25 protein-coding genes are annotated in these 24,272 nt (G+C 46.4%); 5 read left to right on the top strand and 20 right to left on the bottom strand.

The genetic code is table 11. The features are described 5' to 3' along the window. Positions 1-2 precede the first annotated feature (2 nt). Genes CDO84_RS18490 through spsA form a run of 7 tightly spaced genes read right to left on the bottom strand, consistent with a single transcriptional unit; the run spans position 3 to position 7,120 of the window. Positions 3-1,022 (bottom strand): PseG/SpsG family protein, encoded by a 1,020-nt coding sequence (locus CDO84_RS18490; protein ID WP_040081489.1) that lies wholly within the window; start codon positions 1,020-1,022, stop codon positions 3-5. A 2-nt stretch (positions 1,023-1,024) separates the two neighbouring features. Then, the gene (locus CDO84_RS18495; protein WP_040081487.1) at positions 1,025-1,747 is read right to left on the bottom strand and encodes a glycosyltransferase family protein; all 723 of its coding nucleotides are present in this window, start codon (positions 1,745-1,747) and stop codon (positions 1,025-1,027) included. After that, positions 1,740-2,861 carry an N-acetylneuraminate synthase family protein gene (locus CDO84_RS18500; RefSeq protein ID WP_040081486.1) on the bottom strand — a complete coding sequence of 374 codons (1,122 nt, stop codon included), beginning with the start codon at positions 2,859-2,861 and terminating at the stop codon, positions 1,740-1,742. Before CDO84_RS18500 ends, CDO84_RS18495 begins: the two co-directional genes overlap by 8 nt. Next, on the bottom strand, positions 2,861-3,730 hold the full coding sequence (locus tag CDO84_RS18505) for a GNAT family N-acetyltransferase (protein ID WP_040081484.1): 870 nt from the start codon (positions 3,728-3,730) through the stop codon (positions 2,861-2,863). The genes CDO84_RS18500 and CDO84_RS18505 overlap by 1 nt, the downstream gene beginning before the upstream one ends. Beyond that, positions 3,731-4,900 (bottom strand): DegT/DnrJ/EryC1/StrS family aminotransferase, encoded by a 1,170-nt coding sequence (locus CDO84_RS18510; RefSeq protein ID WP_014665817.1) that lies wholly within the window; start codon positions 4,898-4,900, stop codon positions 3,731-3,733. Between the two features lie 20 nt (positions 4,901-4,920). After that, positions 4,921-6,345 (bottom strand): CDP-glycerol glycerophosphotransferase family protein, encoded by a 1,425-nt coding sequence (locus tag CDO84_RS18515; RefSeq protein WP_040081483.1) that lies wholly within the window; start codon positions 6,343-6,345, stop codon positions 4,921-4,923. Between the two features lie 4 nt (positions 6,346-6,349). Next, positions 6,350-7,120 (bottom strand): spore coat dTDP-glycosyltransferase SpsA, encoded by a 771-nt coding sequence (spsA, locus tag CDO84_RS18520; RefSeq protein WP_040081481.1) that lies wholly within the window; start codon positions 7,118-7,120, stop codon positions 6,350-6,352. 319 nt (positions 7,121-7,439) lie between these two features. Between spsA and gerQ the strand changes: the two genes are divergently transcribed. Beyond that, a complete protein-coding gene (gerQ, locus tag CDO84_RS18530) occupies positions 7,440-7,976 on the top strand; it encodes a spore coat protein GerQ (protein ID WP_040081480.1) in 537 nt (178 codons plus the stop codon). Between the two features lie 43 nt (positions 7,977-8,019). On the opposite strand, the gene CDO84_RS18535 is transcribed toward gerQ, so the two are convergent. The 3 genes from CDO84_RS18535 to CDO84_RS18545 form a co-directional block, all read right to left on the bottom strand. Further along, positions 8,020-8,391: a DUF423 domain-containing protein gene (locus CDO84_RS18535; RefSeq protein ID WP_040081478.1), complete on the bottom strand. Its 372-nt coding sequence runs from the start codon at positions 8,389-8,391 to the stop codon at positions 8,020-8,022. 61 nt (positions 8,392-8,452) lie between these two features. After that, positions 8,453-9,775, bottom strand: coding sequence for a purine/pyrimidine permease (locus CDO84_RS18540; protein WP_040081477.1), 1,323 nt, complete (start codon positions 9,773-9,775; stop codon positions 8,453-8,455). A gap of 19 nt (positions 9,776-9,794) precedes the next feature. Further along, entirely contained in the window at positions 9,795-10,112 is a 318-nt protein-coding gene (locus tag CDO84_RS18545) for a YwdI family protein (protein ID WP_040081475.1), read from the bottom strand. Positions 10,113-10,278: 166 nt separating this feature from the next. Here CDO84_RS18545 and CDO84_RS18550 point away from each other — a divergent pair, with 166 nt between their 5' ends. Then, on the top strand, positions 10,279-11,649 hold the full coding sequence (locus tag CDO84_RS18550) for an aldehyde dehydrogenase (protein ID WP_040081473.1): 1,371 nt from the start codon (positions 10,279-10,281) through the stop codon (positions 11,647-11,649). 24 nt (positions 11,650-11,673) lie between these two features. Here the strand turns inward: CDO84_RS18550 and CDO84_RS18555 are convergent, their stop codons facing one another. The 5 genes from CDO84_RS18555 to CDO84_RS18575 all read right to left on the bottom strand — a co-directional run bounded on the left by CDO84_RS18555 (position 11,674) and on the right by CDO84_RS18575 (position 14,801). Continuing rightward, the gene (locus CDO84_RS18555) at positions 11,674-12,351 is read right to left on the bottom strand and encodes a uracil-DNA glycosylase (protein WP_040081472.1); all 678 of its coding nucleotides are present in this window, start codon (positions 12,349-12,351) and stop codon (positions 11,674-11,676) included. A 13-nt stretch (positions 12,352-12,364) separates the two neighbouring features. Continuing rightward, the gene (locus tag CDO84_RS18560) at positions 12,365-13,171 is read right to left on the bottom strand and encodes a glycosyltransferase family 2 protein (RefSeq protein WP_040081471.1); all 807 of its coding nucleotides are present in this window, start codon (positions 13,169-13,171) and stop codon (positions 12,365-12,367) included. Between the two features lie 82 nt (positions 13,172-13,253). Continuing rightward, on the bottom strand, positions 13,254-13,787 hold the full coding sequence (locus CDO84_RS18565; RefSeq protein ID WP_040082493.1) for a hypothetical protein: 534 nt from the start codon (positions 13,785-13,787) through the stop codon (positions 13,254-13,256). A 47-nt stretch (positions 13,788-13,834) separates the two neighbouring features. Beyond that, entirely contained in the window at positions 13,835-14,470 is a 636-nt protein-coding gene (locus tag CDO84_RS18570) for a permease prefix domain 1-containing protein (RefSeq protein ID WP_040081469.1), read from the bottom strand. Then, positions 14,463-14,801, bottom strand: coding sequence for a PadR family transcriptional regulator (locus CDO84_RS18575; protein WP_040081468.1), 339 nt, complete (start codon positions 14,799-14,801; stop codon positions 14,463-14,465). The genes CDO84_RS18570 and CDO84_RS18575 overlap by 8 nt, the downstream gene beginning before the upstream one ends. Positions 14,802-14,944: 143 nt before the next feature. Here CDO84_RS18575 and CDO84_RS18580 point away from each other — a divergent pair, with 143 nt between their 5' ends. Next, positions 14,945-15,760: a bifunctional hydroxymethylpyrimidine kinase/phosphomethylpyrimidine kinase gene (locus tag CDO84_RS18580; RefSeq protein WP_014665830.1), complete on the top strand. Its 816-nt coding sequence runs from the start codon at positions 14,945-14,947 to the stop codon at positions 15,758-15,760. An 89-nt stretch (positions 15,761-15,849) separates the two neighbouring features. On the opposite strand, the gene CDO84_RS18585 is transcribed toward CDO84_RS18580, so the two are convergent. The 3 genes from CDO84_RS18585 to scrA form a co-directional block, all read right to left on the bottom strand. After that, positions 15,850-16,098: a hypothetical protein gene (locus CDO84_RS18585; RefSeq protein WP_014665831.1), complete on the bottom strand. Its 249-nt coding sequence runs from the start codon at positions 16,096-16,098 to the stop codon at positions 15,850-15,852. Positions 16,099-16,191: 93 nt separating this feature from the next. Then, positions 16,192-17,631: a sucrose-6-phosphate hydrolase gene (sacA, locus tag CDO84_RS18590; RefSeq protein WP_040081466.1), complete on the bottom strand. Its 1,440-nt coding sequence runs from the start codon at positions 17,629-17,631 to the stop codon at positions 16,192-16,194. Further along, positions 17,628-19,013, bottom strand: coding sequence for a PTS system sucrose transporter subunit IIBC (scrA, locus tag CDO84_RS18595; protein ID WP_040081465.1), 1,386 nt, complete (start codon positions 19,011-19,013; stop codon positions 17,628-17,630). Before scrA ends, sacA begins: the two co-directional genes overlap by 4 nt. Positions 19,014-19,313: 300 nt before the next feature. On the opposite strand from scrA, the gene CDO84_RS18600 reads away from it, so the two are divergent. Then, positions 19,314-20,084, top strand: coding sequence for a formate/nitrite transporter family protein (locus CDO84_RS18600; RefSeq protein WP_040081463.1), 771 nt, complete (start codon positions 19,314-19,316; stop codon positions 20,082-20,084). Between the two features lie 39 nt (positions 20,085-20,123). On the opposite strand, the gene sacT is transcribed toward CDO84_RS18600, so the two are convergent. Beyond that, entirely contained in the window at positions 20,124-20,954 is an 831-nt protein-coding gene (sacT, locus tag CDO84_RS18605; RefSeq protein WP_040081462.1) for a sac operon transcriptional antiterminator SacT, read from the bottom strand. Between the two features lie 39 nt (positions 20,955-20,993). Continuing rightward, complete coding sequence (locus CDO84_RS18610) at positions 20,994-21,296, bottom strand: hypothetical protein (RefSeq protein WP_003222155.1); 303 nt, start codon at positions 21,294-21,296, stop codon at positions 20,994-20,996. 530 nt (positions 21,297-21,826) lie between these two features. Between CDO84_RS18610 and vpr the strand changes: the two genes are divergently transcribed. Further along, positions 21,827-24,247, top strand: coding sequence for a serine protease Vpr (vpr, locus tag CDO84_RS18615; RefSeq protein WP_040081460.1), 2,421 nt, complete (start codon positions 21,827-21,829; stop codon positions 24,245-24,247). Positions 24,248-24,272 lie beyond the last annotated feature (25 nt).

Here is a 24,272-nt window from a genome sequence, read left to right on the forward strand (position 1 = left end):
TTTTATACCTTTTGTTCATGTAATTCTTGAAGAATAGCTGTTACCCGCTTGATGCCTTTTCCATCCACGAACGGCCTTCCTCCTTTGTGCAAAGAAAGGCGAAGAGGATAGCTGCTCACAATGCGCGACATCTGATAAATGAGTGTTTCACCCGGTACAAGCTCACCCAAGCCAAGATCAAGAGCGGCACCTTGCCCGGCAAATGTTTTGGCTGTTGCCGTTTGATGTTCAACCTGAGAGAGAACAAGGCACGGCACGCCGATGCAAATGGCTTCATACAGTGAGATGCCGCCGGCGACAATGGCTGCGTCCGCTTGTTTCATCAAACCCGCCATATCATTTGTCTGTTCGATCACCTTGTACTGCGGCTTCTTTTCGATCTGCCTTCGGACTGCCTCTTGATGCTGTGAAGCGCTCCCCATCACAAACATCATGTTTTTGTCTTTTATGGCGGGGACTTGATCAGCGGCAGCCAGCACTTTAAAAATAAGCTGCTTCGGATCACTTCCTCCTAATGCAACAAGGATAGTGCGGCAGTCTTTCTTAAGTGTGTAATTCTCTCTTGCGGCCTGAAAGGCGGGGTGAAGAATAAGATAGTCCGGGCCTTCATAGACGCGTGTGTTTCCCTGAACGTACACCCTGCTCCTGATGTCACCGTAAATGCCGTTAATGACCGCGTCACTATATTGAATCGATTTACCATTTTTCTCTTCAAAAAGAACAATTTTCGCATCTGTTTCCGTCTTTATTTTCTTTAACAGCTCTGCAGGCGCACCTAGAATATCAAATAAAAGCAAATCAAACTTCTTGCTTTTTATTTCCCGGAGAATAAATTCGTGCTGCTGCAGCTCCGGTTTTACGATGACACGCCAATGCTCTTCATGAAGAAACGCTTCAGACTCCTGATTCGTGTAAAACGTAATCAAGCAGCTCTGTTTGAGTTCTTCCGCAAGTCTCTTCATCCGGACAACATGGCCCATTCCCTTTTCATAGCCACCGTCTGCAACGATCCCAACACGCATGGCTAGTCATCCTCTCGTTCGATCGCCGCATCAGAGTTTCGGTTCAGAATGCTGATGAGCTCAGAGGCTGATACATCGGGGCGCTCGCCTGCTTTTTGATAGAGGGCCTTTATCGATTCATAGTCTTCTTTTGTATCAATGGTCAACCGGTATTGAGGGGCGCGAAACCGTTCCGGTGCTTCTAAAAACTGGACGTGATAAAGAGCTGGGTGATCTCTCACATATAATGTGACATGCTCCTGATATTGATCCTCCAAGGCCTGAATGCGGCTGATGTCTGTTAACAGCTTGGCGTTGACCACTTCGCCGCAAATCCCTAATGGGGCATTCAGGAGATACGTATAATCCGCGCCTTGATCAAAGTGCGCCTTAATCATTACATCGAGCAGCTCTGGATCAACAAACGGATTATCACCCGTTAACCGGATGATAACTGACGGTTTGACAGCCTCTATGACCTTGACAAACCTATCGAGAACACGTTCTTCGCTCCCGCGGAAAACGCGATAGCCATGTTTGATGCAATGCGCCTCTAATATGTCGTCGGTTTCTTTGTCAGACGTGGCAATGACAAGATTATCCCGATCCTTTTGGTAAAACGCGCTTTTCCGGACGCGATGAACGAGAATATCAAGTAAACGATCCGATCCAATCGGTCGAAGCACTTTTCCCGGCAGCCTTGTTGAACCCATTCTCGCTTGAATGATAAAGAGAATGTCATTCATGAAACGGGCTGTCCTTCATTAAAATGTCATCCCAGGCAATGCCTGTGTCGGCGGGGATGTCTCTTACAGCCCGAACACCGCCGGTCAGCAGTTCAAAAAATCTCGGGTGCAGTCCCTGCGGCTTTTGTCCGGGCCGAAGCACTGCGATATTGTCTTCACTAAAGACCTCACCTTTTTGAATCGGAGCTGTTGTAAAAATGCCTCTGTATGCAAAATTTCTGATTTCTCCTTCGATGGCGGTTGTTGTTTTGTATGAACTGCCAAGCAGTTTTTCAGAGATCGGCTTTTTGATCCCCTGTTTCAGCTCAGCCTCCGTTTTCCTGATGCCATCGACCATTTCTTTCAATTCATCCGGATTTAATGCAAACGAGTGGTCGGCACCCGGCAGATTTTTATCGACCGTAAAATGCTTTTCTATCAGTCTTGCTCCAAGCCTAACCGCGGCACATGGCGCTTCTGTCGGATGCTCGCTATGATCCGAGAAGCCGATCACCGCCTCAGGAAAAGCGGCGGCAAGCATCGGAATGACGCTAAGGTTGCTGTACTCCGGCGGTGCAGGGTATTTCGCCACACAATGCATTATGGCAATTTGATTGTTTCCCTCTGCCCTGATGGTGCTCCAAGCTTCTTGAACATCAGAGATTTCAGCTCCGGCTGTCGAGAAAATCATCGGCCTATTCAGCCTGGCAACATATTTGAGCAGCGGGAGATGGTTAATTTCATAGGATGCGATTTTAAAAGCGCTCGGTGAGGTGGACTGAAGCAGATCAGCTGACCCTTCGTCACATACCGTGCTTAAAAAGATTACCTGCTTTTCGCGGCAGTAATCCAATAACGGTGAAATCCACTCAGCGGGCATTTCCATAGATTGAACCAAAGAAAAAATAGAGACGTCCTTGCCCGCTGCCGTTTTGTACAAACCAGGATCTTTCTGATACATCCTATCAGCCTGGAACATTTGAAATTTCACGGCATCCGCTCCCGCTTCCGCCGCGGCATCTATCAGCGCAAAAGCCTGATCAAGCTTCCCGTCATGATTAATCCCCGCCTCGGCGATAATAAATACAGGAGCGTCATGGCCTACAGTTTTATTCGCAATCTGAAACTTTGCCATTATTTCGCCTCCTTGCCCGGCCAAATATGATAATAGTAATACGATTGTTCAGCGGTGAAGCCCATTCGTTCATAAAGGCGGATCGCCCTTACATTGTGAAGCTGCGTCCCCGCTGTTACCGTTCTATGCTTCTGGGTCTCCGGTTGTTCTATGAGATTCGCCAATAAATGAAAGGCAATGCGTTTTCCTTCAAATCCCGGCTTTACAGCCATCAAATCGAGAATGCACTCATCATCCCTTGATAAGCCCTGAAGATAGCCGATGACCTCGCCATTGTGTTTAGCGACAATATTAACCGCCGCCCTTCCATTCAGATTGTTTCGTGTCCACTCCTGAAAAATGTTGTTTGCTGCATCGCGGCTGAGATGAGGGTCCTGAAAATATCTGCTTTTTGTAAACGAGTCTCGGGCCAGCTCACATATCGCTTCTGTGTCTCCGGGCTCAGGCGGGCCCAGTTCAAAAAATGGCGGGGTTTTGTCATAAAAAGACGGAGGCATCGCCAGCTTCAGCAAACTGCCGACAAAGTAAGAGGACGGCTGCTGCTGTATCACATGCGCGGCTCCGATATCTTCAGCCGGAACACGGACAAAGATAAAATCCGTTTCATCCATTTGGCGTACAGAATAAAAAGCTTCAAACAGCCTCTTCAGCTGCCCGGTGCTGTTCGCCGCAAGAAGTTTGACATTCATGACTTTCTTCTGAAGCACCTTGCTTTCCCACAAAGAATCTTCGTAAAGCAATACGCCTTGGAGCCTGCTGTTTTCAAAAAGGCCGAGGGAAAATTGATACGGAACATCCAATGTAAGCTGTCTGCTTTGGAGAAATTCCTCAATCACCTCTTTGGAGACATGTTCTTTTACCGTATACACTTAACCAGCCCCTTTTACGATATCCCGCACAGCTTCAATGACATCATGTACATCGTCGTCAGACATTGACGGATAAAGCGGGAGGGAAAGGGTTCGTTTATAGTAATTCATGGCATTCGGGAAGTCCGATTCCTTAAATCCAAATTGTTTTTGATAATACGGATGAATGTGTACTGGAATAAAATGAACGCTCGTGCCGATATTGTATTCATCCTTTAGAGCCGTAATCATTTCGCTTCGCGTAACCCCAGCCTTTTTTTCATCAACTTGCAGAACATATAAATGCCAGGCGTGTCTGCCGTCATCATGAACAAACGGTGTGATCAGCCCCGGAATCTGCTGAAAAGCGGTTTGATAGCGACCGGCAATCTCTTCTCTCCGTTTCTGCATATCATCCAGCCGTTTCAGCTGATGAAGTCCAAGAGCCGCCTGCAAATCAAACATATTCATCTTATAGCCGGGCGATTCGACTTCATAGTACCAGCTGCCATTTGAAGAATAACGGTTCCATGCGGCTTTACTCATGCCGTGAAGGCTTAGCACACGAATCTTATCAGCAAGCTCCTCATCATCTGTCGTGAGCATGCCACCTTCCCCTGTCGCCAGGTTTTTGGTGGCGTAAAAGCTGAATGCCGTCGCATCCCCGATCGAACCGATCATTCTGTGCTTATAAGTCGTATATACCGCATGCGCCGCATCTTCCAGCACGAATAAACCATGTTTTTGGGCAATTGCCAAAATCGCATCCATATCGCAGGACTGCCCGCCAAAGTGGACAGGTACAACTGCTTTCGTTCGCGGTGTGACGGCTGCCTCAAGCTTTACCGGGTCAATATTGAGCGTGTTTTCGTCAATGTCCGCAAACACAGGCGTCGCTCCTGTATGAATAATCGTATTGGCGGTCGAGCTGAACGTAAGCGGGGAGGTAATAACCTCGTCCCCAGGGCCGATTCCTTTTGCTTTCAAAGCCAAAAATAAAGCTGCGGTACATGAATTCACCGCCACGGCGTGTTTCGCCCCGACAAATGCGGCAAACTCTTTTTCAAACTGCTGAACCTTCGGGCCTTTGGAGAGCCATCCCGATTCAAGCGTTTCAGTAACCTCCTGAATTTCTTCCTTACCGATTAACGGCAATGAGTAAGGGAGAAAATGATTTCTCTTTTGCACCATTTCTTTGCGCTCCTATCATTTTATTCAGTATCTTCCCGCCTATAATCAACCCCTGTTTTGGCTTTCAGTTCCGTAAATAAAGCGTTTGTTGATTCTGCCACCGGATAATTAGCCGCTATGAATGCCAGACGCGCCTCTTCCGCTTTTTGATGCACGTCAGGGCTTCGAAGAACCTCAACCAAGGTGTGTGCCAGTTCATCCGGCTGGTCAAACATAAAATCGCCAAGAGATTCATAGTACGGATACGAACGATTTCCGGATGATTTGCCGATCAGCACAGGCTTTTGAAACAGCATGGCTTCGAGCCCGACTGTTGAGGTTTGCGTCACTGCGGCATCAGCATACGGCAGCAAGTCATAAAGGTCGAGCTCCTTTTTGATGACTCTGCATGCTTGATGTTTTTTCGCCGCTGCGTGATACAGATCAAGCTTGTTTTTCCCAATTTCCCACGGATGGGGTTTGATGATGATTTGCAGCTGCTTCTGATCAGAAAGCCCTTCCAGCACACCGGAATAAAAATCTTCTGAAAAGGGCTGAGTGGCAATGAGCACAATTTTTTTAGACGGGTGAAAAGCAAGTTTTCGATAGAATATGGACATATCCATTGGTGTTCTGTTAAAAATCTGATCGAAGCGGGGATGTCCCGTTACTAGAATCTGCTCGGGTTTACAGCCTTTTCGTAAGAACCACTCTGCTTCATACGCACCGAAAACTGCTTGATAGGTTGTAAAAACAGGAATGAAGGCTTCATCTCCCATCAACGCGCCATGCTGAAGACAAATGCTGACGGTCCCTTTCCTTTGACACATGAGAGCGAGCACCCTGCTGTAAATATCTTCTGCCGTACCGACAATAACAGCTGAAATCTTTTCCTGTTCAAACAGCGCATCAACTGTATCAATAGCCTCTATAAATAAAGGAATGTCTTTGAAAAGCCGGTCACGAAACGCTTGATCACCAAATGCCGGGTGGTCATCATAAGGGGCGAGAATCGAACAGGCTGTTTCGAGATAAGGCTTCGAATCGCCTTTTTGGCATGATTCGGCAATCTCCCGCTTGCTAATCACAGGCAGATCACAATAATGCGGCAAACTCCATCTGGCCAGAACAGCGGTTTTTTCAGGATCAAATTGATAGTAATTTTCGTTTGAAAAACGCAGGTAATCAAAGTGCAAAATGACTTTCCCTTTAACAGGTTCGTCATTTGTTTTAACGATGTTTTGGATTCTTTCTTCAAAAAACGGCTGAATCTGCCCCTCATCAATATGCTGATCCACCGGTCCGAATAACTCCGGTTCTTCTTCCATCATCACCCTCAGCTCAGGGCTGATGTATTGATAAAAATTACTGATAAGCCCAAGCGGAATCCCTTTGTAGCGAAGTTTGTCAAAAAGCTCGACATACTTCCGGTACAGCACCCAATAATTGCTTAAATAGGCCGACAAGCTCTCACCCCATTCCAAGCTTTTTTAATGATTCACGCAGCTCTCGGCAATTTCGCTGCGAAGGCAGGTTCCTGACAAATTCGTTTTTTTCTGATTCAAACAGCTGAAAGTGAATCGATTGGTCGGTAATATAATTCAGGTCCAGCTCCTCATCCAGCGGGTAAAATGGATAAAAATGATTGACTCTCCAAAAGAACCGGGCATCTCCTATACGGTAAAACGCCGGGCTTTCATCCCAATAGGAGCCAAACTTCTCCTTCACCTTCTCAAGCACCGAATATCTGTGCATCACCGAGCAATGATCGATGGCGCACGGCGCGTTCCATGTCACTTGAGCGGCAGGCCTGACCGTTTCTTTTACAATGTCGCGATGCTCGTTTAAATGATAGGTTTTGGAGGCTGAGTAAATCACAGCCTTCTCAGGATGGGCATCGAGCTCCCGCACCATTTTCAGGAGCCGGTCCGGCATATAGATGTTGTCATCCGTCGCATAGGTGATATATTCACCTTCCGCCATCTCAATTGCCTGATTGATCAGTGCCGCGTACCTTGTTTTTTCTGTTCTTTCCTTTACTCCAGATACATCGCTTTGATAAAAACGCACTCGGTTATCATTCAAAAAAGGACGGATTACATTCAGCGTCTCTTCATTGGAGTTGTCATCCATAATAAACAATTCAAAATCTGAAAACGTTTGTGAGAGTATGCTAGAAATGGACTTTGCCACATAATCGCTTTTGTTATAGCTCGTCATAATGACTGACACTTTCGGCAAATCCTACACCTCCTTCTTGGAACTTCACACCTGAAACTATCGTTATCTTATGTTGCTTACGCTCAAGTTGCGCTAGGGATACAAACCAATATGCGAAAAGTTTGTGTATGTCTATGAAAAACAGCGGCTGCCCAGAGTGAAATCTGATCCGTCCGCTGTTCTTTTTCAGCATATTCCAAGCATCAGCCTCATAAGGTGAAAGAGATAAAAATCGCACCAGCGACTAAGATCGTTTTCCATCGGAGGTGAGTCATCGCGGAGCGTTCACCTATACATCCAGAACATGTTTTGAATGGCTTTCATAAAAAGGAGGAACGATATGAAACCGAAAAAAAATCAATACCAGCAAATGCAGGGATTTGATAATATGCAGGGGTATCAGCCTCAGTTTGGCGCCAACCCTTACCCGCAGCAAGGCCAAGGGTCACAAATGCAGACGATGGGGATGCAGCCAATGATGCCAATGCAGCAGGGACAGCAAGGACAGCAGGGATTTGGATTCCCGGGCCAGCAGCAGGGCAGCGGGTTTCAAATTCCTTCGGGGCCTACACCATCAGCACCAGGCCAAAGCGTTCCCGGCATGCTGCCTGTTGAGGAATCTTACATCGAAAATATTTTGCGACTGAATCGGGGAAAAACGGCCACCATTTATATGACATTTGAAAACAGCAAGGAATGGGGCTCGAAGATCTTTCGCGGCGTCATCGAAGCAGCGGGCCGGGATCACATCATTATCAGCGACCCGAAATCAGGAACACGCTATCTTCTCCTGACAATCTACCTCGATTACATTACGTTTGATGAAGAAATTGCTTATACGTATCCATATTCCATGGCGTCCTATTCGCCAAGATAAGAAAAAAGCCAATCACTCATATATGAGGATTGGCTTTTTTTATTTAGAGATATTTGACGGCTGCGACAACAACCATAATCCAAGAAATAATAAACGCCACACCGCCGAGCGGAGTGATCGCGCCAAGAATGGAGATTTGCGTCACACTTAGAATATATAGGCTTCCAGAGAACAGCACGATTCCCGCAAACATCAGCCATCCGGCTGTCGTGACGCTGCCTACGCCGGATAATTTATCTGCCAGAAACGCGACAACGAAAAGCCCCAGAGCGTGATACATATGATACTGCACGCCTGTGTGCCAAACCTGAAGATATTTATCAGGTATTTTCCCTTCTAATCCGTGAGCGCCAAATGCTCCGAGCCCCACAGCAAGCAGGGCGTTAATGGCCCCTAATATGATAAAAACTTTCATCTATCTCTCCCGCCTTTTCGTTAAACTCATATCATTTATCTTATCGCACCTGCACCAAAATTCAATGTTTGTTCTCCGTTGACACGAGATTGTCGGATTTTCTCCTGCGCCAAAGCTGGAACTGGTCAGCCCCTATTGCAGCAAGCGTCCCTAATACGAGCCCGTTGCTTAACAGAGAAATAAATACCGGATGCAATCCTTTTAACGCAGTTTCAGGAACAAACATGATACCGACCCCTGTCAGCAGCGAGATGCCGATGACAGACCGCACCCTTTTTAATTCTTCTTTCTCATATGAATCAAATTCGGCAAAGGCCAGACCGCCCATTGCGGAGAAAACAACAAAATTCACCGCGAATCCGACAGGTGACGGCAGGCTCGCAAACGTATTCATAAAAAACGGAATCACGCTGATCACGATAACCAGAATACTGCCGAGCATAAACGGTTTTTTAGAAGGCATTTTGGTTGTTTCAATAAAACCTGCGGCTCCCGAAATCGGAACCGGGGCAATGGCACCCGTCAAGCCGCTAAGCAAATGGCTGAATGAAGCGGCAAAACCGGCATGGCGTTCATGATGCTTTCCATCAGGCTGTTTGCTGAATTTTTTCACGGCGATGTCCACGACCTTCATGCTCGCCAGCATATTCACGATCAGCAAGATGGTAATAAATATAGAAGTGATGATCAGGCCGCTGTTAAATAACGGAGTCCCAAAAGGAAACAGGGAGGGCAGCTGAAACAGCCGGTCCGGCATTTCAATCGGCTTTGCCGCCCCGGCAGCCGCAAACAGCACCCATCCGCCAAACAAGGCTAATAAAATAGAATATTGCTTGAAAAACATGATATTCGAATTTGTCATCATAAAGGCGGCTGCGATCACAACAAGCGCCAAACCAAATACAAGACCGTCCACCCCGTCCTTTCGATAGCCGATCCCGAGAATTCCTTTTATAATGGGCTGACTCAGCTGCATCACAAGAAGCAATAAATAGACGCCCGTGACAACCGGAGTAAACAATTTTGCAAGCCGGTCAATGACCTTGAAAACACTTAACAAAAAGAAACATACAGCGCTTACAAGAAGAGCTCCCTGCAACCCCCGCAGTGTGTCTCCATATGTCGCAAACACAGTTCCCGTCAGCCCTGCGTAGATCGTATACACTCCCCACCACAAACCGGCGGGGCTTTCATTGATCGGCAGTCTGTGGCCTTTCAAACACTGAATAACGGCGGCAATTCCCAGTACAAAAAAAGTGCTTTGAATCAATCTCGCAGAATCTGAGTGATCCAGATGAAACGACTGGGCAACCGCCACCGGAACAACAATCGCCGCAGCAATGATAAACGCTGTCCATTGCAGCGCGCCAAGAACCAATTTCACGTAAGCTCAACCTCTCTCTTTAAAAATCAAATAAAGACTCTCCGTTTCCGTCCTCTTCCTGCTTCTCTTTTTCTTGCTTTCGATATTTGTTTAATCCCGCGCTCCCCATCATTTTTTCCATCATCAACTGGTCTGTCGATGGCGGCGAGGCAGGACTTGGCGTAACGCTCGGCTGTATGCGGGGCGCGCTCGCGGTCTCCGGCTGATCAAGCACGACATCACACAGAGAACGGACAACCGCTACATAACGCTTCAGCTCCTCATCTCGTTCAGCCGTTTTTGCTTTTTTCAGCTCTTCTTCCATCTTTTGAATCAAAGCAGATATATGAATGTTCATGAAGCACCCTCCAAAAAATAAATGTTATCTTCCTGCATTTTATCAAATTCCTGCCGTGAACGCAGAAATGAGTTTGTTATTTTTTCTGACAAACCTTGCGCAATTGACAAGCAGAAGAAATTTTTCACATAATAAATCACCATACCTTACAAAAAGGAGAGACGGAATGAACAGCATCCCCTCTATCATCAGCAAGCACAAAGCCTATTTTGCAGCGGGACATACGAGACCGCTTGAATCGAGACTGAACATTTTGCAGAAGCTGAAACAAGCTGTCAAAACTCATGAGGCCGATCTCATAGCCGCTCTCTACCAGGATCTCCACAAATCTGAGCAAGAAGCGTACTCAACAGAAATCGGAATCATCTTGGAGGAAATCAGCTTTGTCATGAAACGGCTGAAAAAATGGTCCAAGCCGAAACGAGTCAAAACGCCACTGACTCATCTAGGCTCCAAGAGCATCATCATCCCTGAGCCGTATGGAACCGTTTTGGTGATTGCGCCTTGGAACTATCCCTTGCAGCTGGCGCTTTCCCCGTTGATTGGAGCCATTGCGGCGGGGAACACGGTCGTTCTCAAACCGTCAGAATATACGCCGGCTGTTTCCGCTGCACTTTCGAAACTCATCAGCAGCGTTTTTCCGACCGATTATGTCGCTATGGCAGAAGGCGGGCCCGACGTCAGCACGGCATTATTACAGCAGCCCTTTGACTACATTTTCTTTACAGGCAGCGTAGCCGTGGGAAAAGTCGTCATGGAGGCCGCCGCCAAACAATTAATTCCCGTAACCTTGGAGCTCGGCGGAAAAAGCCCCTGCATCGTCCATAAGGATGCTGACATACGGCTTGCCGCAAAACGCATCGTCTTCGGGAAATTTACAAATGCGGGACAAACCTGCATCGCACCGGATTATTTATTTGTCCACGAGGACATCAAAACGAAGCTGGCGGAAGAAATGAAGCATGCAATCAGAGAATTTTACGGCCCTCAGCCTGAACGAAATCCGCAGTACGGGAAAATCGTCAGTGAACGGCACTATCAGCGGCTGCTCAGCTTTCTGAATGATGGCATCCCGCTCACAGGCGGACAATCCGATCCTGATCACCACAAAATCGCGCCGACCATTCTCGAACAAGTGAGGGATGACTCTCCAGTGATGCAGGAGGAGATTTTCGGGCCGATTCTTCCGCTCTTTACATACCGTGATATCGGGGAAGTCATTGAGAAAGTCCAATCGCGCCCAAAGCCGCTCGCCCTGTATCTCTTCACCACAAACAAAGAAACTGAGCGTGCTGTTTTAGAGAATCTGTCGTTTGGCGGAGGCTGTGTCAATGATACGTTAATGCATGTTGCGACGCCGTATTTGCCATTCGGCGGCGTCGGGGAAAGCGGCATCGGCAGCTATCACGGATTTGACAGCTTTAACACGTTTACGCACAAAAAAAGCATCGTCAAACAAACGAACCGCTTCGACTTCGCATTTCGTTATCCTTCCTCCAAAAACGGGCTGCGAATGATTCGAAAAATACTCAAATAAAAAAGCGCAGATCACCTGCGCTTTTTACAAATCCTTAATACACCAATCAATCGGCGCCTCTCCCATTTTCTCCAAATAAGCATTCGCCCGGGAAAACGGTCTGCTCCCGAAAAATCCGTTTCTTGCAGAAAACGGGCTGGGATGTGTTGATTCAATGATAAAATGCTTGGACGTGTCGATCCGTTCTTTTTTCATTTGAGCATGCCGTCCCCACAAAATAAAGATAACCGGCCGCTCTCTTTCATTCAGCACATCGATAATCCGGTCTGTCAGACGCTCCCAGCCTTTTCCCTTATGGGAATTCGCCTGTCCGCGCCTTACTGTCAGCACAGTATTCAGCAAAAGAACCCCTTGCTTTGCCCAGCTCACAAGCGATCCGTGATTTGGGATGCTGCACCCGATGTCCTGCTGCAGCTCAAGAAAAATATTTTTTAACGAAGGCGGCTGCTTTACACCCGGCTTTACGGAGAAGCTTAAGCCTTGAGCCTGTCCTGGCCCGTGATACGGATCTTGCCCCAGAATGACGACCTTGACATCATCATAGGACGTATAATGCAGCGCATTGAAAATGTCCCGGCTGTCCGGATAAATCGTTTGCTCCGCGTATTCCCGCTTCAGCATTTCTCTGAGCTCTTGATAATACGGTTTCTCAAACTCTTCCTTTAGCTGATCCCACCAGCTGTCTTGTAAAAGCTGTTTCAAGATTCAGGCCTCCTTACGAACGATGAAGTCTGGAATAAACAGGTTCGCCATCCCAAACCATTTCACTTTTTGCTTCCCGCCTTTTCATCTCAGGCTCTTCAAGCAGGACGGCAAAGTTTTTCGTCGGCAGCTCTCCGAGTCCGTGCTTTTCACTTAACCGATCCAAATATTGCTTCCGCTTGGCGCCAAGGTCCGCAGACTGATTGTCTCCCGCGTCACTGAAGGCATAAATCACACTGGCGCAAGGGACACGCTTCACCCGGTAATCCTTGGCCGCGCGTAAATAAAAATCCCAGTCCCAATAATTGTGCACATCAGCATCGAAATACCTGATTTCATCATGCAAGAAACGTCTGTACATGCTGCCCGACGGCACATATGTAGAGAACACTCTCATATCCTCATAGTCAGCGGTATAAGCAAACAGCTTCCGTGAAACAGGATATCTTGTTCCGTTTTTCTCTTCAAACGAGACAATTTCCGCATCAGAATGAACGAAATCTGCCGTTTCTATTTCCTTCGCCATTCTCTCCACATGCCCTGGCGTAAAGAAATCATCGTCATCACATAGCATAATGCAATCGCCAGACGCCTCTTTTACACCGGCATTTCTCGCAGCCACATGCCCCGAGTTCTTTTCTAAATTGATGACAGCAATCGGCAGCTCCGGATACAGTGCTTTGACTGGCACGACCGATTCCCCCGCATCATTCACAATAATAATTTCATACGGCTTCAAGGTCTGGCGGGAAATCGACTCCAAAAGCTCACACAAAGCCGGAATCCGATTATAGGTCACAATTACGATAGAAATCTTCATGATGCTCTCCTTCTCATTTTCATAGTCATGTACTATTAAAACATATATTGGACAGGAGATCAGTGGGAATATCCTACTGAAACTAGAATGATAGAAACAGCAAAGTGGCTCCAATCAGAAGTACCATGATCAGCATCAGATCTCCCATGACATGAAAGAGATCTTTCAGACGGACGCCATTCGGAAGGATAAGTCGCCACAGCTTAGATTGATATACTGGCAGCAACACCAGTGCATAAGAAAAACACAAAAACGCAAATGCCGGGGGAACAAAAGCACAGCCTGTATCGTCCCAATTCCGGAGTATGTCTGTCATACTCGATCCATCGAGTAAAAACAAAGAGACTATGAAGGCCAGTAACAGAAATGACCCTAATTGAACCTCGAACAGACGCATTTTCTGGTTATATGCAAACCGAACCGCCAAAAACCAGACGTAAGCATATGAGCATAACAGCAAAAGAATAGTACCCGCTATAAATACGGTATCCGGGAGCCAATCAATCAGAAAAACAAAAGGCAAGCTGGCTGCCATAGCCAAGAGCATACAGCCGCCAGTAAATAAAAATACTGCCCCATGAGCGACAAAACCATATAAACAAGACCTAAGCTTCAGAACAAACACCACCTTTACATAGAAATTCTATGTATAATATCAAAAAATCAGGCAAGCTGACGCCTGCCAATATAACAGCCCATTCGGCCAAATAGAGGAAATAACAGTGTTGCACAAGCGCAAGTTCCGACAAACCAAGGAGTCAGCAAGGATTGAAACAGCGCACCAGGAATTACATTGAACAAAAAAACAAGCATAAAAATGACGTTTGGCACCATTGAAATCAGAATCGTATGTAAAACAAGCTTTTCTCCGCGTTTTCCAAACTCCCTTACCCCTTGATACCCAATCAGCACCCAGTAGATGATATATGCAGCTAAGATCATCCAAACAGAAACAGAAATGCCTTTCCATACCGCTTGAACAAACGGTGATTCAAGCCATACATGCATGATTGTTATCGCAATGCCGACAGCGAATAGGGCACAGTTAAAGAAAAGATGGAACATCAAAAACGCACGGAATGTTACTGGCTGTTTTTTCTTAAACGAAGAAACAATATCAGTTGGTGTTCCAAATGCCTGCAATAAAGTCTGCATAGCTTCCTCCTCACTCTTCCCTGCCTGAAAAGAGCGAAACAGATGCTGTTCAATATGGCTCTCAATTTCTTCTATCATCGCCTCGGCTTCTGGAAGCCCTTTAAGCCCGTTTTTGATTTCAGATAAATACGTTTCTTTATCCATTCTGCCCGCTCCGTTTCAGCAATCGGTCCATCATGGCCGAAAATACGCTCCATTCCTTCGTACGTTCCGCCAGCACCTCTTTGCCTTCATCTGTAATCCGGTAATATTTGCGGTCCGGCCCTTTCTCCTGCTTCTCCCAGTATGAAGAAATATATCCTTGGCGTTCAAGCTTATGAAGAGAAGGATACAAGGTCCCTTCTTTCATCTGCAGCTCATTTCCGCTGCGGTTCCCCATTTCTTTTACAAGCTCATAGCCGTACATCGGCCGCTCGTTCAGAAGCGTCAATACCAATATAACCGTGCTTCCCTTAACCAGCTCACGATTTAACATCACAAAACCCCTACCTAGTTTTCTTATGTAGCATTTTACGAAAGCCCCTCAGTATTGTCAAATGATTCCTATAGACCTTCTATATTGTGATACAGAGAAAATCTAACTATAATGAAAGACAAAACACGATGGAGGTTCAAGACATGTCTATGCATAAAGCACTCACCATTGCCGGCTCAGATTCCAGCGGCGGTGCTGGGATTCAAGCTGATTTAAAAACATTTCAAGAAAAAAACGTATACGGGATGACCGCCTTAACGGTGATCGTTGCGATGGACCCGAACAACAGCTGGGACCACCAGGTATTCCCGATCGATACGGATACAATCCGCGCCCAGCTTGCAACGATTACGGACGGCATCGGTGTGGACGCCATGAAAACAGGAATGCTGCCAACCGTTGACATTATCGAGCTTGCAGCAAAAACAATCAAAGAAAAACAATTAAAAAATGTGGTAATTGACCCGGTTATGGTTTGCAAAGGTGCTAATGAAGTCCTTTATCCAGAGCATGCCCAAGCCCTGCGTGAGCAGTTGGCTCCGCTAGCCACTGTCATTACGCCAAACTTGTTTGAAGCCAGCCAGCTCAGCGGCATGGATGAACTAAAAACAGTTGACGATATGATCGAAGCCGCGAAAAAAATTCATGCACTCGGCGCTCAATATGTCGTCATTACAGGCGGAGGCAAACTCAAACATGAGAAAGCCGTTGATGTTCTCTATGACGGTGAAACAGCGGAAGTTCTTGAAAGCGAAATGATCGATACGCCTTATACACATGGCGCAGGCTGTACATTCTCAGCAGCCGTGACAGCGGAGCTTGCCAAAGGTGCGGAAGTCAAAGAAGCCATTTACGCAGCGAAAGAATTCATCACAGCTGCCATTAAAGAATCCTTCCCGTTAAACCAGTATGTCGGACCTACGAAGCATTCTGCGCTGCGCCTGAATCAACAATCATAAAAAAAGCGGCTGCCTTACTGAGAGGCAGCCGCTTTTAAATCACCGAAGACTTTTCACAGAAAAAACTGCCGATCCCCTCGGCAGCCTGTTTATTTGATTTTTAAATTATTTGCAGATTTCCTCAAAAATGCTTCTATCGACTGAACAAAAAGTGCATATTCCTTCATTTGTTCATATGCCCGCGTGAGAATTTCCGCCGTTTCACTGTGCGGTGTTGTTCCGCCAAGCATTTTTTTCAGCTGAAGCAGCACATCCTTATATTCTTCCCGCTTATCTTCAACTTGGTCCGCAGCCTTTTCCAAACATGCCGGTGTTATCTTCTGTTCATGTATATTCAAGAAAACAACTCCTTTTACAGAAAAAAATAGTAGGTTATCGTTGAAGAATAGCACAGATGGCTTAGATTTCACATAAGAAAATAGAAGGATTTTCTACACAAGGGTCCAAATTCTGACATTCATTTCAGATTTCCCGGTCGAACTGGCTGTTACTTTATGATTTCCCGGGAAAGGAAAATATCTCGCACTAAAGACCTCTTCTCCGTTATTGATAAAGATTTCAACAGAGGATGCGTCGATAAACATGTGCACGGTATGCAAATCCTTGATGCGGCAATGTCTCGACTCTTTTCTTTTTCCGTCGAAGCTCGTCCGTTCCAGCGTAACAATCCCCTCGTCTTTATGGAAGGAAAACGAAGCCGTTCCGCGGATACTGATTGAAAAACCGGACTCCGTATAAATGTCTTCCAGCAAGATCTCAGCTCTTTCAGCGTTTTCCACTGGAAGTGTGCCAGATGATTCGTGCATGTGGATTTGTAATTTCTTCTCGTTCCTACGCATGGCTTTCAGCTCAGGCAGCGGCTGCTGAATCAGCTTCTCGCCTGATATTGTCAGCTGTCTCGGCAGCGTCATGCAGTGAATCCAATGATAGTCAATCGTCGGATGAGATCCTTCATCCTGGTCAGGCACAGCCATCCATGCAAACAAAATTCGTCTGCCCTGATCATCTTCAAGTGTTTGCGGCGCGTAAAAATCAAAACCTTGATCAAGCTCCCTAAAATCACCATGCTTCAGTTCAGGCTTGTTATAATCGAGACGCCCGACAAAATAACCTGACTGGTACACGTTCTGATAAAGGAAATCGTCAGCCTCAAGCCCTTGAGGCGAGACAATCAGCACGTCGGATCCTTGAAGGGTAAACAAATCAGGGCATTCCCACATGTATCCAAAATCGTCCAGCCCGTTGAATCCCGTGCCAGTTATCGGGCCAAGAAATCTCCACTCCTTCAGGTTATCAGAAGCAAACAATACAGCCTGCCCTTTCAAATTTTCCGTTTGCGCACCAATCACCATATACCATGTACCTTCATGCTCCCATACCTTCGGGTCGCGAAAATGGGGCGTGTATCCTTCCGGGAGACGGGCGACAACACCCTTTTTCTCAAAGGACAGCCCGTCGTCAGAAACAGCAAGGCATTGATACGTTTCCCGATTTCCCTCCTGGTCCCTGACATTTCCTGTGTAAAACAGATAGAGCTGATCATCTTTCGGAACAGCGCTGCCCGAGTAGCAGCCGTTTTTATCGAACCAATCACTCGGAGCGAGCGCAATGTCTTCCCGCTTCCAATTCACAACATCCTGTGTCGTATAATGCCCCCAAAATTTCGCGCCGTGCCCCGTCTGAAACGGCTGCCACTGAAAGAATACATGATAGGTGCCCTTCCAATAAATCACGCCATTCGGGTCATTCAGCAGCCCAACCGGCGGCATGATGTGAAAATGCTGGCGATGCGGATCGCTGTCAGCGATAGGCTCTTTTTTCTCCACCTCTTCATAAGCCCGGCGACGAAGCTCCTGATCATGTGCTGTCATTTTTTTCTCCCCTCATCCTCATTAATCTTCATAACAAATGCTGCAATGAACGCTGACACTGCCGCAATGGCCATCCCAATCAGATAGTGAATCAAGTTGCCCATGCCAAACGGCGCAGCAATGGCGATCATCGGAATACCCGTTAACCCATAAGCGTTTGCAGCAACATGAGTAAAGACGACATAAGCACCGCCCAATGCGCCTCCGATCATCGCGGCGATAAACGGTTTTCGGTAGCGAAGGTTGACTCCGAATATGACGGGCTCAGTAATGCCGAGAAAAGCGGAAAATGCAGCCGGAAGCGCGATTTCTTTTGTCTTTGCTTTTTTGGCCATAAAGAAGACGGCAAGGCCGGCCCCGCCCTGTGCGACATTCGCCATTGACCAGATCGGCAGCAAGTAGTTTTTGCCTATATCTGCAATTAGCCCCGCCTCAATCGCATGGAAGCTGTGATGAACACCTGTCAGCACGATGAGTGAATACGTGCCCCCGAAAATCAAACCTGCAACAAAACCGGCATGGTCATACACATAAGTTAAAGCAACCGTAATCCCGGAGCCAAGCGCTCTCCCCAGAGGGCCAATCGCGATAAAAGCAACAAACCCGGTGACAATTACAGTAACAAAAGGTGTAACAAGCAAATCCACCGCATGCGGAACCACTTTTCTTGTCCATTTCTCTACCTTGCTCATTACATAAACCGCCAGCAGAACAGGGATGACAGTTCCCTGATAGCCTAGAAGCGCGATATCCAATCCGAAAAGATGCATATAATCAGGTGTCGCTTCAGCCAAACCCCATGGATTCAAAAGGTTTGGATGAATCATGATTCCCCCAATGACCGCTCCCAAGTACGGGTTGCTGCCAAATTCTTTTGAAGCGCTTACTCCAATTAGAATCGGCAAGAAAATGAATGCTGCACTTGAAAACATATCAAGCAGCTGAAAAACCGCAGAATCCTTGCTCATCCAATGAAACGCATTGATCATACCCAGCAATCCCATTAACAGGCCGCTGGCCACAATAGCCGGGATAATTGGGACAAAAATATTAGAAAGCGTTTTCGCAAATCTCGCAGCGGGATTCAGCTTTTCTTTTGCCGCATCCTGATGATTGACGTGTTCCTCACGCTCAATATCAGCTTCTTTAGAAAAAGCATCGAATACTTTATTCACAAGACCTGTTCCGAAAATGATCTGGTACTGGCCAGAGCTGCTGAAGGCCCCTTTGACACCATCAAGCTCTTCAACCTGTGCTTGATCTATCTTTGATTCATCTTTCATCACTAAACGCAGTCTTGTTGCACAATGAGCCGCGCTGATAATGTTATCTTTCCCTCCGAGAAGCTCAATGAGGCGTTTTGCAGTCTCTTTGTAATCCATCTGTTTCTCCCCCTTTTATTTAAACAAAAAAGACCTAAAATTCGCCAACGAATAAAGGACACAGTGATCCTTTTTTCATTTCGCAAATTTTAGGTCTTGCCTGCTTTACCAGTCACAATCCCGCTTATTCAGATTGAGAATACGCTTTCATCATAAAACATGACAGCGTTTTCGTCAACTACTTTTTAGTTAAATAGTTTGATAAAACATGTAGACAAAAATTCGTAAAAAATATTTGTGAAATAGTTCACAATATCATGCTATACTATGCTCAATCATGATAGAAAGCAGGAAAAGACCATGGAAACTCAAGCATTGCAAAAGGTTGAACAGTACGCTTTGAAAAAACAAAACATATTCGCTTCAAGCAAAATCCGTTATGTGCTACGGTCCATTTTGGCCAGTATGTTTATTGGTTTTGGCATTACAGCCGCAAGTAAAACCGGCAGCTATTTCTTTATGGCTGATTCTCCATTTGCCTTTCCGGCAGCCGCTGTCACTTTCGGGGCCGCTATTGTGCTGATCGCTTACGGAGGCGGAGATTTATTTACCGGCAATACCTTTTATTTCACCTATACTGCGCTCCGAAAAAAACTCCGCTGGCGCGACACCCTGTACTTGTGGATATCAAGCTATGCCGGCAATTTAATCGGCGCCATTTTGTTTGCCATCCTGATCAGCGCGACAGGGCTTTTTGAGGAGTCTTCCGTACATTCCTTTTTGATTCATCTGGCAGAACACAAAATGGAGCCGCCGGCTTCCGAGCTGTTTTTCAGAGGATTGCTGTGCAATTGGCTTGTGTGCCTCGCCTTTTTCATTCCAATGGCTCTCAAAGGGGAAGGCGCAAAGCTCTTTACCATGATGCTTTTCGTTTTCTGCTTCTTTATTTCCGGCTTTGAACACAGCATTGCCAATATGTGCACATTCGCCATCTCACTTTTGGTCGAGCACCCTGATACAGTGACACTGATGGGAGCAGTCAGAAACTTAATTCCCGTTACGCTCGGGAATCTGACCGCTGGAATGGTCATGATGGGCTGGATGTACTACACACTCAATCCTGATCAATAAAAAAAACTTCCAGAGATCACTCCCTGCAAGTCAAAGCGGTTATTCCGAGAGATCTTGAAGACGCTGGACATGCAGCGTGATATAGCCGGCCTCGGATTCCGGCAAATGTAATTGATATTCATTTTTCAAAAACTCCGCCAGCTCCAGCGCACATTGATAGGCAAATGAATACTTTTTTTGGATGAAATAAAGCATCTCCTCGTCCATATGATGGAGCGCTTCATTTGATTCCAACCGGCTGACCGCGTATCGCAAATGCGTGACAAGGCGTTGATAGGAAATGCTGTTTTCATCCACCTTTCGATTAAAGTATTGTTCTATTTTCTCTATCATTTCTTTGATCATGGTCGTATGCTTCAGCGCTGAATACATGCTCTCCGCATCCATCTTGGCCGTATGGATGTGAAGGGCAATATAACCCGCTTCATCTTCAGGCAGAGACACGCCCAATGTCTCTTTTACATGTCCGATCGCCCCTAGGCCGATCTCGTATTCTTTTTTATAGAGCGCTTTTATCTCATGCAGCAATTTATTCTGCACAAGCAGCCCATTTTGAACCCTTTCGATCGCAAAGGATAAATGGTCAGAAAGCGCGATATGAATGTGGTCGCTCAGCGGCGCCGCGAGCTCCCCTTCCGCATAGCTGATGATATCCTCAGCTATCTCTATATGCTCCTCCGGCAGTGTTTGCAGGATTTGTTTGAATTTTTCATTCTCGTCGCGCACGACAAAGATTTTTTCCACTTTATTCATAGGGATGAGATCATTTTTCTTTTTTTGAAAAGCGATTCCAGGTCCCATCACGATTTTTTCCTGATCATCCTCTTTTATTAAAGCCGCATTGTTGTTTAATACTTTATAGATTTTCAAGAGGTTATCTCTCCCGCCAATTTGCTTTTGACTGGGATTTTACCTCCTTTTGACCGCCATGTAAAGATGCGGGCCCGCTCTCTCCTGCTTTGGCGATTCCTTGAAGGCTTGCAAACACCTTCTTTTATAAAGCGCGGCGGCTTTCGCTTTCTGTTTTTCTTCCTCATTCACAGCCATCCGCCATTCATAAAACGAAACAAGTCCCGCGGCTTGCACCGCCGCCTTTCTTTGGTATGTACGCTGAGCCGAGTAGACCGCGGCAGCCGCAGTTTTTCTGTCCGGCGTCACCCAGTTCATCAAAAAGACCATCCACACCCGTAAAGATACAAGCAAACGTTTCATAGAAAAACATCCCTCCGCTTCTTTTTGGCAGGCAGCCTTTTTTAGCAGCCCGTTTTCTCAGCCGCAGCCCGCAGGAAAAGACGGCCGATTTCTTTTCTCGCAAACTAGCAGCTCTAGCAAAACTCATGACTCTATGATAGACCGTTGAAAGAGAATTCTTTGTCACAATATGAGTGAAAAAACCAACTAGTTTTTAGAAGTTTTGTTGAAAGCTGAAAGAATTGAAATGAAAATTGGAGAACGGCTTTGAAAACTTTATACACAAGTTATCCCAAAGATAAGAACAACTTAATCACAAGAGATATCCACATGTCCACAAACTCTATCTATATTTTGTATACGAACATTTATTCCCAACTATATATATACACAGGTTTATTCACTTATGCACAGGGTTCTGTGTATAACTCCTTCCTTATACACAAACAAAATCCAATAAATGGTCCAAATGACACAAGGATTTTTTTGAATTTTCAAGAAATATATACTAGATCTTTCACATTTTTTCTAAATACAAAGGGGGAAACACATTGAAAAAGGGGATCATTCGCTTTCTGCTTGTCAGTTTCGTCTTATTTTTTACGTTATCCACAGGTGTTACGGGCGTCAAGGCAGCACCGCCGTCTTCAAAAACGTCGGCTGACCTGGAAAAAGCCGAGATATTCGGTGATATCGATATGACAACAAGCAAAAAAACAACCGTTATAGTGGAATTAAAAGAAAAATCCTTGGCAGAAGCGAAGGAAGCTGGAGAAAGCCAATCGAAAAGCAAGCTGAAAACCGCTCGCACAAAAGCAAAAAACAAAGCAATCAAAGCGGTGAAAAACGGAAAAGTAAACCGGGAATATGAGCAGGTATTCTCAGGCTTCTCTATGAAACTCCCAGCTAATGAGATTCCAAAACTTCTCGCGGTAAAAGACGTGAAGGCAGTATACCCGAACGTCACGTATAAAACAGACAATATGAAGGATAAAGACGTCACGATCTCCGAAGACGCCGTATCTCCGCAAATGGATGACAGTGCGCCTTATATCGGAGCAAACGATGCATGGGATTTAGGCTACACAGGAAAAGGCGTCAAGGTGGCGATTATCGATACTGGGGTTGAATACAATCACCCAGATCTGAAGAAAAACTTTGGACAATATAAAGGATACGATTTTGTGGACAATGATTACGATCCAAAAGAAACACCAACCGGCGATCCAAGGGGCGGTGCAACGGACCACGGCACACACGTAGCCGGAACTGTGGCTGCAAACGGAACGATTAAAGGTGTAGCGCCTGATGCCACACTTCTTGCTTATCGTGTGTTAGGCCCTGGTGGAAGCGGGACATCGGAAAACGTCATTGCGGGCGTGGAACGCGCTGTACAGGACGGAGCAGATGTGATGAACCTGTCTCTCGGAAACTCTTTAAACAACCCGGACTGGGCGACAAGCACAGCACTTGACTGGGCCATGTCAGAAGGGGTTGTCGCTGTTACATCAAACGGCAACAGCGGACCGAACGGCTGGACAGTCGGATCGCCTGGCACATCAAGAGAAGCGATTTCTGTCGGTGCGACTCAGCTGCCGCTCAATGAATACGCCGTCAAATTCGGCTCCTACTCTTCAGCAAAAGTGATGGGCTATAACAAGGAGGACGAAGTCAAAGCACTCAATAACAAAGAAGTTGAGCTCGTCGAAGCGGGAATCGGCGAAGCAAAGGACTTTGAAGGAAAAGACCTGACAGGCAAAGTCGCCGTTGTCAAACGAGGCAGCATTGCATTTGTGGATAAAGCGGATAACGCTAAAAAGGCCGGTGCCATCGGCATGGTTGTGTATAACAACTTCTCTGGAGAAATTGAAGCCAATGTGCCGGGCATGTCTGTCCCAACGATTAAGCTTTCATTAGAAGACGGCGAAAAACTCGTCAGCGCCCTGAAGGCTGGTGAGACAAAAACAACATTCAAATTGACGGTCTCAAAAGCGCTCGGTGAACAAGTGGCTGATTTCTCATCACGCGGCCCTGTTATGGATACGTGGATGATTAAGCCTGATATTTCCGCGCCAGGCGTCAATATCGTCAGCACGATCCCCACACACAATCCTGAGCATCCTTACGGCTACGGATCAAAACAAGGAACAAGCATGGCATCGCCTCATATCGCCGGAGCAGTTGCCGTCATTAAACAAGCCAAACCAAAATGGAGCGTTGAACAGATTAAAGCTGCCATCATGAATACCGCCGTCACTTTAAAGGATGGCGATGGGGAAGTATATCCGCATAATGCCCAAGGCGCGGGCAGCGCAAGAATTATGAACGCGATCAAAGCCGATTCGCTCGTCTCACCTGGAAGCTATTCATACGGCACATTCTTGAAGGAAAACGGAAATGAAACGAAAAAAGAAACGTTTACGATTGAAAATCAATCTTCCATTAGAAAGTCATACACACTGGAATATTCATTTAATGGCAGCGGCATCTCCACATCCGGGACAAGCCGTGTTGTGATTCCGGCACATCAAACCGGAAAAGCCACTGCAAAAGTAAAAGTCAATACGAAGAAAACAAAAGCAGGCACCTATGAAGGTACAGTTATCGTCAGAGAAGGCGGAAAAACGGTCGCTAAGGTACCTACACTGCTGATTGTGAAAGAGCCCGATTATCCGAGAGTCACATCTGTCTCCGTCAGTGAAGGGTCTGTACAAGGCACCTATCAAATTGAAACCTACCTTCCTGCGGGAGCGGAAGAGCTGGCGTTCCTCGTCTATGACAGCAATCTTGATTTCGCAGGCCAAGCAGGCATTTATAAAAATTCAGATAAAGGTTATCAGTACTTTGACTGGGACGGCACGATTAATGGCGGAACCAAGCTTCCGGCCGGAGAGTATTACTTGCTCGCCTATGCCGCGAACAAAGGCAAATCAAGCCAGGTTTTGACCGAAGAGCCTTTCACTGTTGAATAAGAAGAAGCCCTGCCGATTGGCAGGG

Origin of the sequence: Bacillus sp. MD-5 (assembly GCF_002201875.1) — a bacterium.
Taxonomy (GTDB): Bacteria; Bacillota; Bacilli; order Bacillales; family Bacillaceae; genus Bacillus; species Bacillus stercoris.